Source organism: Pseudomonas sp. NBRC 100443 (genome assembly GCF_030268185.1).
Taxonomy (GTDB): Bacteria; Pseudomonadota; Gammaproteobacteria; order Pseudomonadales; family Pseudomonadaceae; genus Pseudomonas; species Pseudomonas citronellolis.
Genome location: NZ_BSQE01000022.1, coordinates 103,386 through 116,420, shown reverse-complemented (window position 1 = coordinate 116,420; position 13,035 = coordinate 103,386). Strand labels below are relative to the sequence as shown.

The 13,035-nt window shown below is 68.1% G+C and carries 9 protein-coding genes; 6 read left to right on the top strand and 3 right to left on the bottom strand.

The window, feature by feature from the left end:
- Nucleotides 1–203 precede the first annotated feature (203 nt).
- Together lptG and lptF are read right to left on the bottom strand one after the other, a co-directional pair.
- Nucleotides 204–1,271 (bottom strand): LPS export ABC transporter permease LptG, encoded by a 1,068-nt coding sequence (lptG, locus tag QSJ95_RS25325; RefSeq protein ID WP_009616143.1) that lies wholly within the window; start codon nucleotides 1,269–1,271, stop codon nucleotides 204–206.
- Entirely contained in the window at nucleotides 1,264–2,388 is a 1,125-nt protein-coding gene (gene lptF / locus QSJ95_RS25320) for an LPS export ABC transporter permease LptF (protein ID WP_058073225.1), read from the bottom strand. Before lptF ends, lptG begins: the two co-directional genes overlap by 8 nt.
- Before the next feature lie 200 nt (nucleotides 2,389–2,588).
- On the opposite strand from lptF, the gene QSJ95_RS25315 reads away from it, so the two are divergent.
- From QSJ95_RS25315 to QSJ95_RS25295, 5 genes are all read left to right on the top strand, one after another.
- A complete protein-coding gene (locus tag QSJ95_RS25315; RefSeq protein ID WP_285646136.1) occupies nucleotides 2,589–4,076 on the top strand; it encodes a leucyl aminopeptidase in 1,488 nt (495 codons plus the stop codon).
- Nucleotides 4,077–4,110: 34 nt separating this feature from the next.
- Entirely contained in the window at nucleotides 4,111–4,539 is a 429-nt protein-coding gene (locus tag QSJ95_RS25310; RefSeq protein ID WP_009616140.1) for a DNA polymerase III subunit chi, read from the top strand.
- A 15-nt stretch (nucleotides 4,540–4,554) separates the two neighbouring features.
- Nucleotides 4,555–4,926, top strand: a complete 372-nt coding sequence (locus tag QSJ95_RS25305) for a hypothetical protein (protein WP_009616139.1) — start codon at nucleotides 4,555–4,557, stop codon at nucleotides 4,924–4,926.
- A 456-nt stretch (nucleotides 4,927–5,382) separates the two neighbouring features.
- Complete coding sequence (locus QSJ95_RS25300) at nucleotides 5,383–8,232, top strand: valine--tRNA ligase (protein WP_285646128.1); 2,850 nt, start codon at nucleotides 5,383–5,385, stop codon at nucleotides 8,230–8,232.
- Between the two features lie 89 nt (nucleotides 8,233–8,321).
- On the top strand, nucleotides 8,322–8,612 hold the full coding sequence (locus tag QSJ95_RS25295; RefSeq protein WP_058072554.1) for a nucleotidyltransferase family protein: 291 nt from the start codon (nucleotides 8,322–8,324) through the stop codon (nucleotides 8,610–8,612).
- A gap of 649 nt (nucleotides 8,613–9,261) precedes the next feature.
- Here QSJ95_RS25295 and QSJ95_RS25290 read toward each other — a convergent pair.
- Nucleotides 9,262–11,166 carry a M14 family metallopeptidase gene (locus QSJ95_RS25290; protein ID WP_285646123.1) on the bottom strand — a complete coding sequence of 635 codons (1,905 nt, stop codon included), beginning with the start codon at nucleotides 11,164–11,166 and terminating at the stop codon, nucleotides 9,262–9,264.
- Nucleotides 11,167–11,376: 210 nt separating this feature from the next.
- On the opposite strand from QSJ95_RS25290, the gene QSJ95_RS25285 reads away from it, so the two are divergent.
- Entirely contained in the window at nucleotides 11,377–13,032 is a 1,656-nt protein-coding gene (locus tag QSJ95_RS25285; RefSeq protein WP_285646121.1) for a thiamine pyrophosphate-binding protein, read from the top strand.
- Nucleotides 13,033–13,035: the final 3 nt, after the last annotated feature.

Genomic DNA, 13,035 nt, shown 5'->3' with positions numbered 1-13,035 from the left:
TTCCTTTTGTGGCGTTTGACAAAAGGGACTCGCCCGAGGGGGCGAAACAAGACGGTCGGGCAGACTCGGAGCGGCGCAGAAACACCCAAGCCAAGGCAGCTGGGTTCCCGCGTTCGCGGGAATGACGGGGGGATAGATGGGCGTGCCAGCCATGTAGGACCCGCAGGCCGCGCCGAATCACCGGCCCGGCCAGCCCCGGGATATCACCCCGCCCGCTTGAGCAACCACGCCCCCAACAACGCACAGATCGCCGCCGGCAACAACACCGCCAACAGCGGCGGGAAGTTGAACACCTGGCTCGACGGCCCCAGCAGGTCCTGGGCGATGCGGAAGGTGAAGCCCACCAGCACGCCGGTGAACACCCGCTGGCCGAGGGTCACGCTGCGCAGCGGGCCGAAGATGAAGGAGATGGCCATCAGCACCAGGGCCGCGGTCACCGCCGGCTGCAGCACCTTGGTCCAGAACGCCAGCCAGTAGCGGTTGGTGCTCAGGCCCTGGTCCTTGAGGTAGTGGATGTATTCCCACAGGCCGCTGATGGACAGCGCCTCGGGCTCCATCACCACGGTGCTGAGCAGTTGCGGGCTGAGCTGGATGTTCCAGGCCTCCGACGGCGCGCTGACCACTTCGCTGCGCTTCTCCTGCGGGTGCAGCAGCGTGGTGCTCACCTCTTCCAGCGTCCACTGGCCGTCGCGGAACACCGCGCGCTTGGCGAAGCTGGCGCTCTTGAGCACGTGGCCCTCGGCGAAGTCGTAACGCGTCACGCCCAGCAGGGTGCCGTCGGCCTGCACCACGTTGATGTGGATGAATTCCTGGCCCTGGCGGTGCCACAGGCCGTTGCGCGAGCTGACCGCGCCGCCGCTGCTCTGCGCCAGCGCGCGGTCGCTCTGGGCCTGGGTCTCGGTGTAGGGCACCACGTACTCGCCGATCAGGATGCCGGCGAACATCAGCACCAGCATCGGCTTCATCACCGCCCAGACGATGCGCTGCAGCGACACCCCGGCGGCGCGCATGATGGTCAGCTCGCTGTTGCTGGCCAGGGTGCCCAGGCCCACCAGGCAGCCGATCAGCGCGGCCATCGGGAGCATGTCGTAGGCGCGGCTGGGCGCGGTGAGCAGCACGTATTTCAGGGCCACGCCCAGGGTGTAGTTCTCGTCCAGGGCACCGAGCTGATCGATGAAGGCGAACAGCAGGGCCAGGCCGAGGATCACCCCCAGCACGGCGAGGATGGCGACGAAAATGGTAATGCCGATATAGCGGTCGAGCTTACGCATGCTTGCGCTCCTTCACGGAGCGTGCGCGCGAGGCCGCCCATTTCAGACTCAGCGGTTCCCAGAAGGCCAGCAGCAGGCCGATGGCCAAGAAGATCGCATGCACCCACCACAGCCCCAGGGCCATGGGGATCTTGCCCTTGTCGAGCATGCCGCGGGCGGCGATCAGCAGCGCCAGGTAGGCCATGTACAGCAGCACCGCCGGCAGCAGCTTGAGGAAGCGGCCCTGGCGCGGGTTGACCTTGGACAGCGGCACCGCCAGCAGGGTGACGATGAACACCAGCAGCGGGATGGAGAAGCGCCACTGCAGCTCCGAGCGCATGCGCGGCTCCTTGCTGGCGAACAGGTCGCTGGTGGGGATGGCGTCGCGGTCGTCGATCTCGCTGCTCACCTCCGGCTTGGGCAGCAGCACGCCGTAGGTGTCGTACCTGATGGCGCGGTAGTCGGCCTGGCCGGGCACGCCGTCGTAGCGGAAGCCGTCCTTGAGGATCAGGTAGCGGCTGCCGTCGGGGTGGATCTGCTGCTCGCCGCTGGTCGCCACCAGCACCGCGAGGCCGCGGTCCTGGCCGTTGCGCGGTGGGTTCTTGTCGGAGATGAACACCCCGCCCAGCTCGGTGCGGTCGTTGCTCAGCTGCTCGGTGTAGGTCACCCGCGAGCCGTCGCGCATCGACTGGAAGCGCCCCGGCGCCAGGGTGTCGAACTCGGTCATGGCGTCCTGCTTGTTCAGGATCAGCTGCATCTGGGCGATGCCCTGGGGCGCCAGGGACAGGCTCAGCCAGGCCACCAGCAGGGCGATCAGCGCCGCCGGCGCCATGCTGTAGGCCAGCAGGCGCTGCTGGCTCATGCCGGTGGCGGTGAGCACCGTCATCTCGCTTTCCAGGTACAGCCGGCCATAGGCCAGCAGGATGCCGAGGAACAGCCCCAGGGGCAGGATCAGCTGGAGGAAGCCGGGCAGGCGCACGCCCATGATCATGAACAGCGAGCCGGGGTCCAGCATGCCCTGGGCGGCCTGCGCCAGGTACTTGATGAAGCGGCCGCTCATGATGATCACCAGCAGCACGGCGCTCACCGCGCTCATGGTGACCAACACTTCACGGGACAGGTAACGGAAGACAATCAAACCGGGCACTCCAGGGTTGTCACGCTCGGGCGGCTACGCTCAAACTAGCCGCCGTGAGGCACTGCCGGCCCGCATTGCAGCGGGCCGGTGAAAAATACGCGGCATTATCCTGCGATTCGCCGGGCCTGTCACTGCGCAGACACCGGGACGGGTCGCCGACCGCCCGCCACTTCGACCCTTCGCTCCGGGGACACCTTGTCATGGAATTCCTTGTAAAAAGCGTCAGTCCGCAAACCCTGAAGACCGCCACCCTGGTGCTCGCCGTCGGCGAAGGCCGCAGGCTCGGCACCGTGGCCCAGGCCGTGGACGCCGCCAGCGGCGGCGCCATCGCCGCCCTGCTCAAGCGCGGCGACCTGGCCGGCAAGGTCGGCCAGACCCTACTCCTGCAAGCTTTGCCCAACCTTAAGGCCGAACGCGTGCTGCTGGTGGGCGCGGGCAAGGAGCGCGAACTCTCCGACCGCCAATACCGCAAACTGGTTTCCTCGGTGCTGGCCAGCCTGAAGAGCCTGGGCGGCGGCGACGCCGTGCTGGCCCTGGGCGACCTGGCGGTCAAGGGCCGCGACGCCCACGGCAAGGCGCGCCTGCTGGTGGAGACGCTGGCCGATGGCCTGTACGTGTTCGACCGCTTCAAGAGCCAGAAGGCCGACGCGCCCAAGCTGAAGAAGATCACCCTGCTGGCCGACAAGGCCGACGCCCCCGCCGTCGAGCAGGGCGCCAGGCAGGCCCAGGCCATCGCCAACGGCATGGCCCTGACCCGCGACCTCGGCAACCTGCCGCCGAACCTCTGCCACCCCAGCTTCCTGGCCGACGAGGCCAAGGCCCTGGCCAAGGCGCACAAGAACCTCAAGGTCGAGGTGCTGGACGAGAAGAAACTCCGCGAGCTGGGCATGGGCGCCTTCCTCGCCGTGGCCCAGGGCAGCGAGCAGCCGCCGCGGCTGATCGTGCTGCAGTACAACGGCGGCAAGAAGGACGAGGCGCCCTACGCGCTGGTGGGCAAGGGCATCACCTTCGACACCGGCGGCATCAGCCTCAAGCCCGGCCTGGGCATGGACGAGATGAAGTTCGACATGTGCGGCGCCGCCAGCGTCTTCGGCACCTTCCGCGCGGTGCTGGAACTGCAGCTGCCGATCAACCTGGTGGGCCTGCTGGCCTGCGCCGAGAACATGCCCAGCGGCCGCGCCACCCGCCCCGGCGACATCGTCACCACCATGAGCGGGCAGACCGTGGAAATCCTCAACACCGACGCCGAAGGCCGCCTGGTGCTGTGCGACACCCTGACCTACGCCGAGCGCTTCAAGCCCCAGGCGGTGGTGGACATCGCCACCCTCACCGGCGCCTGCATCGTCGCCCTGGGCGCCAACACCTCGGGCCTGATGGGCAACAACGACGCCCTGGTGCGCCAGCTGCTCAAGGCCGGCGAGCACGCCGACGACCGCGCCTGGCAGCTGCCGCTGTTCGACGAGTACCAGGAGCAACTGGACAGCCCCTTCGCCGACATCGCCAACATCGGCGGGCCGAAGGCCGGCACCATCACCGCCGGCTGCTTCCTCTCGCGCTTCGCCAAGAAGTACCACTGGGCGCACCTGGACATCGCCGGCACCGCCTGGATCAGCGGCGGCAAGGACAAGGGCGCCACCGGCCGCCCGGTGCCGCTGCTCACCCAGTACCTGCTGGACCGCGTGAAGTAATGGCAAAGCGCAATCGTTCGACGGGATCGCCGGCATGACGCGGGTCGACTTCTACGTCATCCCCAGCGCCGATCCCGACGCGCGCCTGACCATCGCCTGCCGCCTGGCCGACAAGGCCTGGCGGCAGGGCATGCGGGTGTACCTGCTGTGCGCCGACGAAACTCAGCGCGAAGCCCTGGACGCGCGCCTGTGGAGCTTCCGCAAGGAAGCCTTCGTGCCGCACAACGCCGCCGAGGAAGACGCCCAGGCCCCGGTCACCCTGGGCCTGGGCGAGCCGCCGGCGGGCCGCCGCGACCTGCTGATCAACCTGACGCTGGCGGTGCCGGCCTTCGCCGGCGAGTTCTCGCGCATCGCCGAACTGGTGGTGGAGGAGCCGGCCATCCGCCAGGCGGCGCGGGAGAATTTCCGCTTCTACCGCGAGCAGGGCTATCCTTTGCAGGACCATCGCCTGCCGCGCCTCTGACGCTCTACCGGAAAAATGGACAGCCGCAAGCCACCGCAAGACCCCGACCACCTGCTCGACGACCTGGAGTCGATCCACGACCTGCTCGGCGAGCCGGATGGCGAACCGCCCCTGCTCACCGAATCCTTCGAGCCGGACAACATCCCCCTGCTCTCCGACGTGGTCCAGGCCTCGCCGCGACCGGCCCCGGCCGAGGAAGAGCCCGAGGACGACCTGCCCCCAGCGGGCCACAACCGCGAGCAGGCCCGCCTGGACAGCGAACTGCGCGCCGCCGCGCAACTGATCCTGCAGGACGTGATCGACGACTTCGTGCCGCAGATCGAAGCCGAACTGCAGCGCCGCCTGGAAGCGCGCCTGCAAAGGCTGCTGGCCCAGCGCAAGCCCTGACGCCGGTAAACACAAGCCCCGTAGGATGGGTTGAGCGAAGCGATACCCATCACCACGACCGCATGGGTTTCGCCAAGGCTCAACCCATCCTACGAAAAGCGCCTCGGCGCACAGTAGGAGCGCGCCCTGCGCGCGAATCGCGGGCAGGGCCCGCTCCTACAGGTTGACACCGGCCCTCCCGCACACGCCGAACGGCCCCCTCTCCCTCCGGGAGAGGGCTGGGGTGAGGGCAACGGGGCCAACCCGAAGGCCCCACCGTAACGCCCCCTGCCCATTGTAGGAGCGCGCCCTGCGCGCGATTTCGCGGGCAGGGCCCGCTCCTACAGGTTGACACCGGACCTCCCGCCCACGCCGAACGGCCCCCTCCAGCCCCTGATCGCCGGTGGCCGCCGCCCCTCGGCAGCCGTTATACTCTCCGGTTTTCCGTCTAGCCGCTAACAGGGTCCCGCCGCGCTCATGGACAAGACCTACCAGCCCCACGCCATCGAATCCCACTGGTACCCCACCTGGGAGCAGAACAACTACTTCGCCCCGCAGGGTTCCGGCGAGCCGTACACCATCATGATCCCGCCGCCGAACGTCACCGGCAGCCTGCACATGGGCCACGGCTTCAACAACGCCATCATGGACGCGCTGATCCGCTACCGCCGCATGCAGGGCCGCAATACCCTGTGGCAGCCGGGCACCGACCACGCCGGCATCGCCACCCAGATGGTGGTGGAGCGCCAGCTGGCCGCCCAGGGCATCGCGCGCCACGACCTCGGCCGCGAGAAGTTCCTGGAGAAGGTCTGGGAGTGGAAGGAACAGTCCGGCGGCACCATCACCCGGCAGATCCGTCGCCTGGGCTCCTCGGTGGACTGGTCGCGCGAGCGCTTCACCATGGACGACGGCCTGTCCAACGCGGTGAAGGAAGCCTTCGTCCGCCTGTTCGACGACGGCCTGATCTACCGCGGCAAGCGCCTGGTCAACTGGGACACCAAGTTCCACACCGCCATTTCCGACCTGGAAGTGGAGAACCACGACGAGAAGGGCCACCTCTGGCACCTGCGCTACCCCCTGGCCGACGGCCACAAGACCGCCGACGGCAAGGACCACCTGGTGGTCGCCACCACCCGCCCGGAAACCCTGCTCGGCGACAGCGCGGTCGCCGTGCACCCGGAGGACGAGCGCTACCAGGCCCTGATCGGCACCTTCGTCGAACTGCCGCTGGTGGGCCGGCGCATCCCGATCATCGCCGACGACTACGTCGACCGCGAGTTCGGCACCGGCTGCGTGAAGATCACCCCGGCCCACGACTTCAACGACTACGAAGTCGGCAAGCGCCACGACCTGCCGCTGATCAACATCTTCGACAAGGACGCCGCCGTTCTCGCCACCGCCCAGGTGTTCAAGCTCGACGGCAGCGTCAACCCGGATGTGGACGCCAGCCTGCCGGCCGCCTACGCCGGCCTGGACCGCTTCGTCGCGCGCCAGCGGATCGTCGCCGACTTCGAAGCCAGGGGCCTGCTGGAGAAAATCGACGACCACGCGCTGAAAGTGCCCAAGGGCGACCGCTCCGGCACCGTCATCGAGCCCTGGCTGACCGACCAGTGGTACGTCTCCACCAAGCCGCTGGCCGAACCCGCCATCGCCGCCGTGGAAGACGGCCGCATCCAGTTCGTGCCCAAGCAGTACGAGAACATGTACTTCAGCTGGATGCGCGACATCCAGGACTGGTGCATCAGCCGCCAGCTGTGGTGGGGCCACCGCATCCCGGCCTGGTACGACGAGGCCGGCAACGTCTACGTCGGCCGCGACGAGGCCGAAGTGCGCGCCAAGCACAACCTGGGCGACCAGCCCCTGCGCCAGGACGAAGACGTGCTGGACACCTGGTTCAGCTCGGGCCTGTGGACCTTCTCCACCCTCGGCTGGCCGGAACAGACCGAATACCTGAAGACCTTCCACCCCACCGACGTGCTGGTGACCGGCTTCGACATCATCTTCTTCTGGGTGGCGCGCATGATCATGCTGACCATGCACCTCATCAAGAACGAGGACGGCACCCCGCAGATCCCGTTCAAGACCGTGTACGTCCACGGCCTGGTGCGCGACGGCCAGGGCCAGAAGATGTCCAAGTCCAAGGGCAACGTGCTCGACCCGCTGGACATCGTCGACGGCATCAGCCTCGACGCGCTGCTGGAAAAACGCACCAGCGGCATGATGCAGCCCAAGCTCGCCGAGAAGATCGCCAAGCAGACCCGCGCCGAGTTCCCCGAAGGCATCGCCAGCTACGGCACCGACGCCCTGCGCTTCACCTTCTGCTCGCTGGCCTCCACCGGCCGCGACATCAAGTTCGACATGGGCCGCGTCGAGGGCTACCGCAACTTCTGCAACAAGCTGTGGAACGCCGCCAACTTCGTCATCGAGAACACCGATGGCCAGGACACCGGCGTGAACGGCGAGCCGGTCGAGCTGTCCGCGGTGGACCGCTGGATCATCTCCGCCCTGCAGCGCACCGAGCAGGAAGTCGCCCGCCAGCTCGACGCCTTCCGCTTCGACCTGGCCACCCAGGCCCTCTACGAGTTCGTCTGGGACGAGTACTGCGCCTGGTACCTGGAACTGGTCAAGCCGGTGCTGTGGGACGAGAATGCGCCCATCGAGCGCCAGCGCGGCACCCGCCGCACCCTGGTGCGCGTACTGGAAACCGCGCTGCGCCTGGCGCACCCGTTCATGCCCTTCATCACCGAGGAAATCTGGCAGCGCATCAAGGCCTCCGCCGGCAAGAGCGGCGAGACCCTGATGCTGCAACCCTGGCCGGTGGCCGACGAGGCGAAGATCGACGCCGCCGCCGAAGGCGACATCGAGTGGGTCAAGCAGCTGATGCTGGGCATCCGCCAGATCCGCGGCGAGATGAACATCTCCATGGCCAAGCGCATCGACCTGGTGCTGAACAACGCCTCCCCCGAAGACCACCGCCGCCTGGCCGACAACGAGCCGCTGCTGATGAAGCTGGCCAAGCTGGAGTCGGTGCGCGTGCTCGACGAAGGCGAGGAACCGCCGATGTCGGCCACCGCGCTGGTGGGCGAACTGCAAGTGCTGGTGCCCATGGCCGGGCTGATCGACAAGGCCGCCGAACTGGCGCGCCTGGACAAGGAAATCCAGCGTCTGGAAGGCGAGGTCAAGCGCGTGGGCGGCAAGCTGGCCAACGAAGGCTTCGTCGCCAAGGCCCCGGCCGAAGTGATCGAGAAGGAACGCGCCAAGCTCGCCGAAGCCGAGCAGGCGGTGACCAACCTGATCCAGCAGCGCGAGAAGATCGCCAGCCTGTAACAGGCGTCATCCACAAGGCCCGCGAATGCGGGCCTTGTGCTTTTCGCTTGTGCTACCTTCTGGCGTATCCCCGGAGCCCGGCCACCGCCATGAACCGCACCAACGCCCTGAACCTGCTGCAAAGCTGCAAGCCCGAGCTGGCCGAGCGCTTCGGCGTGGTCCGGCTCGCCCTGTTCGGCTCCACCGTGCGCGATGCCGCAGGCCCCGACAGCGACGTGGACATCCTGGTGGCCTTCGACGGCCCCGCCACCTCCGAGCGCTACTTCGGCGTGCAGTTCTACCTCGAGGACCTGCTGGGCAGCAGCGTCGACCTGGTCACCGAAAAGGCCCTGCGCCCCGAACTGCGGCCCTTCATCGAGGCGGAGGCGGTGAATGTCTGAGGCGTCCGGACGAGTCTGGCACTTCTATGTCGATGACATGATCACCTGCGCGGAGAAAGTCCTGAGCTATGTCCGCGATAGCCGGAGGCTCCGACGCGATTCGCGGATGAATCCGCTCCTACGCTGCCCCACCTGCGCCATTCCCCTGTAGGAGCGCGCCCTGCGCGCGAATCGCAGGCAGGGCCCGCTCCTACAGTTGTCGTGAGGCATGGAGTTTCCTCGTAGGAGCGGACCTTGTCCGCGATAGCCCAAGCTACTGGCGCAATTCGCGGATGAGATCTCCTACGCCGCCCCACCTGCGCCATTCCCCTGTAGGAGCGCGCCCTGCGCGCGATTCGCGGGCAGGGCCCGCTCCTACAGTTGTCGTGAGGCATGGAGTTTCCTCGTAGGAGCGGACCTTGTCCGCGATGAACCAAGCCACCGGCGCGATTCGCGGATGAGATCCTACGCTGCCCCACCTGCGCCATTCCCCTGTAGGAGCGCGCCCTGCGCGCGATTCGCGGGCAGGGCCCGCTCCTACAGGTACAGGAGAAATGCCGTCGTAGGATCTCATCCGCGATTGCGCCGGCAGGGCCGGCGTTCGGTCCATCGCGTGCGGAGCCCTACCATACCGGCGGGCCCGGCTTCTCGTACGAAGAGCCCCTGTCCCTCAGAACACCGTGCCAACCGGGTAGACGTAGGCATTCACGTCATAGAAGGGCGTGCGCTGGTAGAACCATTCCAGCCGCGCATGCGGGTCCTTGGCGAAGGCCTTGTCCTCCTTCAGCTTTTTCTCGAACTCGGCCTTCAGCTGCGGGTCCTCGGCGAGCATCTTGCGCGCCATCGGCTCCATCACGTACTCCTCCGGCTCTTCCGCGGACACCAGCGTCGAGTTGAAGAAGCCCCAGGACCAGAAGGAATCCGGGCTCTCGGCGGTCAGCAGGTTGATCGCCAGCACACCCAGCGGCTGGTCGGTGTCGATCACCACCGAGCCTGCCGGGAAGGTCTGCAGGCGCTGGAACGGCTTGCCGGTTCCGCTGACCAGCAGGTGCCCCTCGTAGCCGGGGATTTCGTTGGCCGCCGCGCGGTCCGGTTCGAAGCCGCCGGCCAGCTTGATGTCGTCCATGCGGTACAGGGTGACCTCGATGGCGGTCGGCTGCTCCAGGGTCTTCATGCGGATGCCGTGGGCCTTGAGCCGGGCGATGACCTCGCTCCACTGCACCGGCACCACGTACTGTTTCGGCCGCTTGACCACCAGGTCGGGCACCGAGTTGTCGCTGATCGGCACCTGCAAGGTCTTCGGCTTGTTGCTCCAGACGATGGTCTTGGCGCCAGTGATGGGCGATTGCTCGTAGCGGTAGTCGCCGACGACGAAGGGCGTGTGCTGCTCCTTGCCCGGCTTCCAGGTGAGGATCACCTCCTTCTGCGCCTCCAGGCGCTCGCGGTCCTTGGCGATGGCGGCCTTGAGCGAGTCGGCGTGGTCGCCGATCACCCGGAACATCGCCTTGAGCATCACGTAGTTGCCCAGCACCTGGGTTTCATACGGGTGCAGCGCGTGCTGCTCGATGAGGATCGAGGGCACGTTGCGGATGTCGCCGTACTGGTTGGAGAAGCGTGCCAGGTCCGTGCGATAGGGGTAGTAGCCCTTGGCCGGGTCCTGGTTGTCGTTGAGGCTGATGCACTCGTGCACCACGTGGCCGTCGCCCTCCAGCTCCTTGTACACCGGGCCGCGCATGACCTTGTCCATCCACTGGCTGGACGCCGGCGACCAGCCGTTGCCGTTGTGGCAGTAGGAGCTGTCGTAGGGGTACATGGCGCCGTCGGTGGAGTGGGTGTCGGCGAAGAAGCTCAGGTCGTACTGGTTGAACACCCAGGCGACGTTGCGGATTTCCGCGCTGTCGAGCTTGGTGAAGTCGCGGTTGAGGTTCAGGTTCAGGCCGTTGACGCGCCAGCCGGTGACCTCCGGGCCGTTCTGGTTGATGCGCCCGTAGGGGCTGCGGCGCAGGTCGCCGTCGACGTTCACGGTGGGGATGAAGAGGATGTTGACCTTCTCCAGCAGCCCGGCCAGTGGCTTGGCCCCGGCGGTCATGTCGCGCAGCAGCATGAACATGGCGTCCTTGCCGTTGGCCTCGCCGGGGTGGATCTCGGCCTCGACGAAGAGCGTCGGCTTGCCCGAGCCGTTCAGCCCGGCCGGCGATTTGTCGGCCTCGGTGGACGCGGTCACCAGCAGCATCGGCTCGCCGCTGGCGCTCTTTTCCGGCAGCTCGCTCAGCTGCAGCTTGCCGCCGGACGCATCGGCCAGCTTCTTCAGGTACTCGCGGGTCTGCTGGTAGTCGCTGGTCTGCCGGAAGCCGCTGGACTCGGCCAGGGTGATCAGCGGATCGTCGGGCTTGGCGAGGTAGCGGGTGCTGCTCAGCTTCTGCTCGAACATCGGCGGCAGGATGCGCTGCCTGGCCGCCGCCGGGTAGCTGCTATCGTCGACGTAGCCGGGTGCCTGGGGCAGCGCGGCCAGGGCCGGTAGGCTGCCGCTCAGCAGCAGTGCGGCGTACAGCGGGTGGAATCCTCGATGGCGCATGGTGGGCCTCCTTTCGCGGTGAGCCATGGCACCGGGAACCTTAGACCATGATCCGCGCGGCCGAAGGGGCCGGTTGTCGCAGGAGTCATTCCGGGGTGGAATGACTACCCGAAGAAAGCTCGCTTGGCGCGGCGCAGGCTTTGGGCCGAAGATCGACGCGCCAGCGCGGCCCGGAAAGCCGCCGTCCCGACTTCCACAGGAGCCCGCACCATGTCCGACCTCCCCGCCCGCAATGGCGGCCAGATCCTCGTCGACGCCCTGCTGCGCAACGCGGTGGACACCGTCTACTGCATCCCCGGCGAAAGCTACCTGCCGGTGCTCGACGCCCTGCACGACGCGCGTTCGATCCGCACCATCGTCACCCGCCACGAAGGCGCCGCCTCGAACATGGCCGACGCCTACGGCAAGCTCACCGGGCGCCCGGGCATCTGCTTCGTCACCCGCGGGCCGGGCGCCACCCACGCGGCCAACGGCGTGCACACGGCGAAACAGGACTCCACGCCGATGATCCTCTTCGTCGGCCAGGTGGAAAGCGCCTTCAAGGGCCGCGAGGCGTTCCAGGAGGTGGACTACCGGCAGATGTTCGGCGGCCTGGCCAAGTGGGCCACGGAGATCGACGACATCCAGCGTATTCCCGAGGTGGTCGCCCGGGCCTTCGCCGTGGCCCAGTCCGGCCGCCCCGGCCCGGTGGTGGTCGGCCTGCCGGAGGAAGTGCTGTTCGGCACCGCGCAGGTGGCGGACGCGCCCGCCCCGCGCATTGCGCAGGTCGCCCCGCCGCTGGCCGCGCTGGAGGAGCTGCGCAGCCTGCTCGCCCGCGCCCGCAAGCCGCTGCTGGTGATCGGCGGCACCGGCTGGGACGAGGCCGGGCGCCGCGCCCTGCAACGCTTCGCCCGGGCCAACGAACTGCCGGTGGCGGCCTCGTTCCGCCGCCAGGACCTGTACGACAACCGCGACGAGCAGTACGTCGGCCAGCTCGGCTTCGGCGCCTCGCCCAAGCTCGCTGCGCGGGTGCGGGAGGCCGACCTGCTGCTGGTGCTCGGCTCACGCCTGAGCGAGACGCCCAGCGCCGGCTACACCCTGGTGCGCAGCCCGAAACCCGAGCAGACGCTGATCCACGTCCACCCCGACGCCAGCGAGCTGGGCCGCGTCTACCAGGCCGACCTGCCGATCCAGGCCAGCCTGCCGGCCATGGCCGCCGCCCTCGACGCCCTGGCGCCCCTGGAAAACCGCCCCTGGGCCGAGTGGACCGCCGAGGCCCGCGCCGACTACCAGGCCTACTCCACCCCGCCGGCCAGCCCCGCCGAACTGCAGGGCGTGGACCTGGCCGCGGTGGTCGGCCACCTCGCCGAAACCCTTCCCGAAGACGCGGTGATCAGCAACGGCGCCGGCAACTACGCCGTTTGGGTGCACCGCTTCTACCGCTACCGCGCCGCCCGCAGCCAGCTGGCACCCACCAACGGCGCCATGGGCTACGGCTTCCCCGCCGCCATCGCCGCCAAGCTGCGCGAGCCGCAGCGCGAGGTGGTGTGCTTCGCCGGCGACGGCTGCTTCATGATGTACCCGCAGGAACTGGCCACCGCCGTGCAGTTCGGCGCCGCGCTGATCGTCATCGTGGTCAACAACGGCATGCTCGGCACCATCCGCATGCACCAGGAGCGCGAGTACCCCGGGCGCATCTCGGCCACCGGGCTGCACAACCCGGACTTCGTCGCCCTGGCCCGGGCCTTCGGCGCCCACGGCGAGTTGGTCGAGCGCACCGAGGACTTCGCCGCCGCCTTCCAGCGCGCCCAAGCCTGCGGCAAGCCGGCGCTGATCGAGCTGCGCACCGACCCACGGCAGATCACCCCGGTGGCGCGGCTTTCCTGAAAA

Bases quoted from the DNA above. Each gene is read 5' to 3' on its own strand.
- lptG (WP_009616143.1), bottom strand. From the start codon at position 1,271: ATGCGTAAGCTCGACCGCTATATCGGCATTACCATTTTCGTCGCCATC.
- QSJ95_RS25315 (WP_285646136.1), top strand. From the start codon at position 2,589: ATGGAATTCCTTGTAAAAAGCGTCAGTCCGCAAACCCTGAAGACCGCC.
- QSJ95_RS25310 (WP_009616140.1), top strand. From the start codon at position 4,111: ATGACGCGGGTCGACTTCTACGTCATCCCCAGCGCCGATCCCGACGCG.
- QSJ95_RS25305 (WP_009616139.1), top strand. From the start codon at position 4,555: ATGGACAGCCGCAAGCCACCGCAAGACCCCGACCACCTGCTCGACGAC.
- QSJ95_RS25300 (WP_285646128.1), top strand. From the start codon at position 5,383: ATGGACAAGACCTACCAGCCCCACGCCATCGAATCCCACTGGTACCCC.
- QSJ95_RS25295 (WP_058072554.1), top strand. From the start codon at position 8,322: ATGAACCGCACCAACGCCCTGAACCTGCTGCAAAGCTGCAAGCCCGAG.
- QSJ95_RS25290 (WP_285646123.1), bottom strand. From the start codon at position 11,166: ATGCGCCATCGAGGATTCCACCCGCTGTACGCCGCACTGCTGCTGAGC.
- QSJ95_RS25285 (WP_285646121.1), top strand. From the start codon at position 11,377: ATGTCCGACCTCCCCGCCCGCAATGGCGGCCAGATCCTCGTCGACGCC.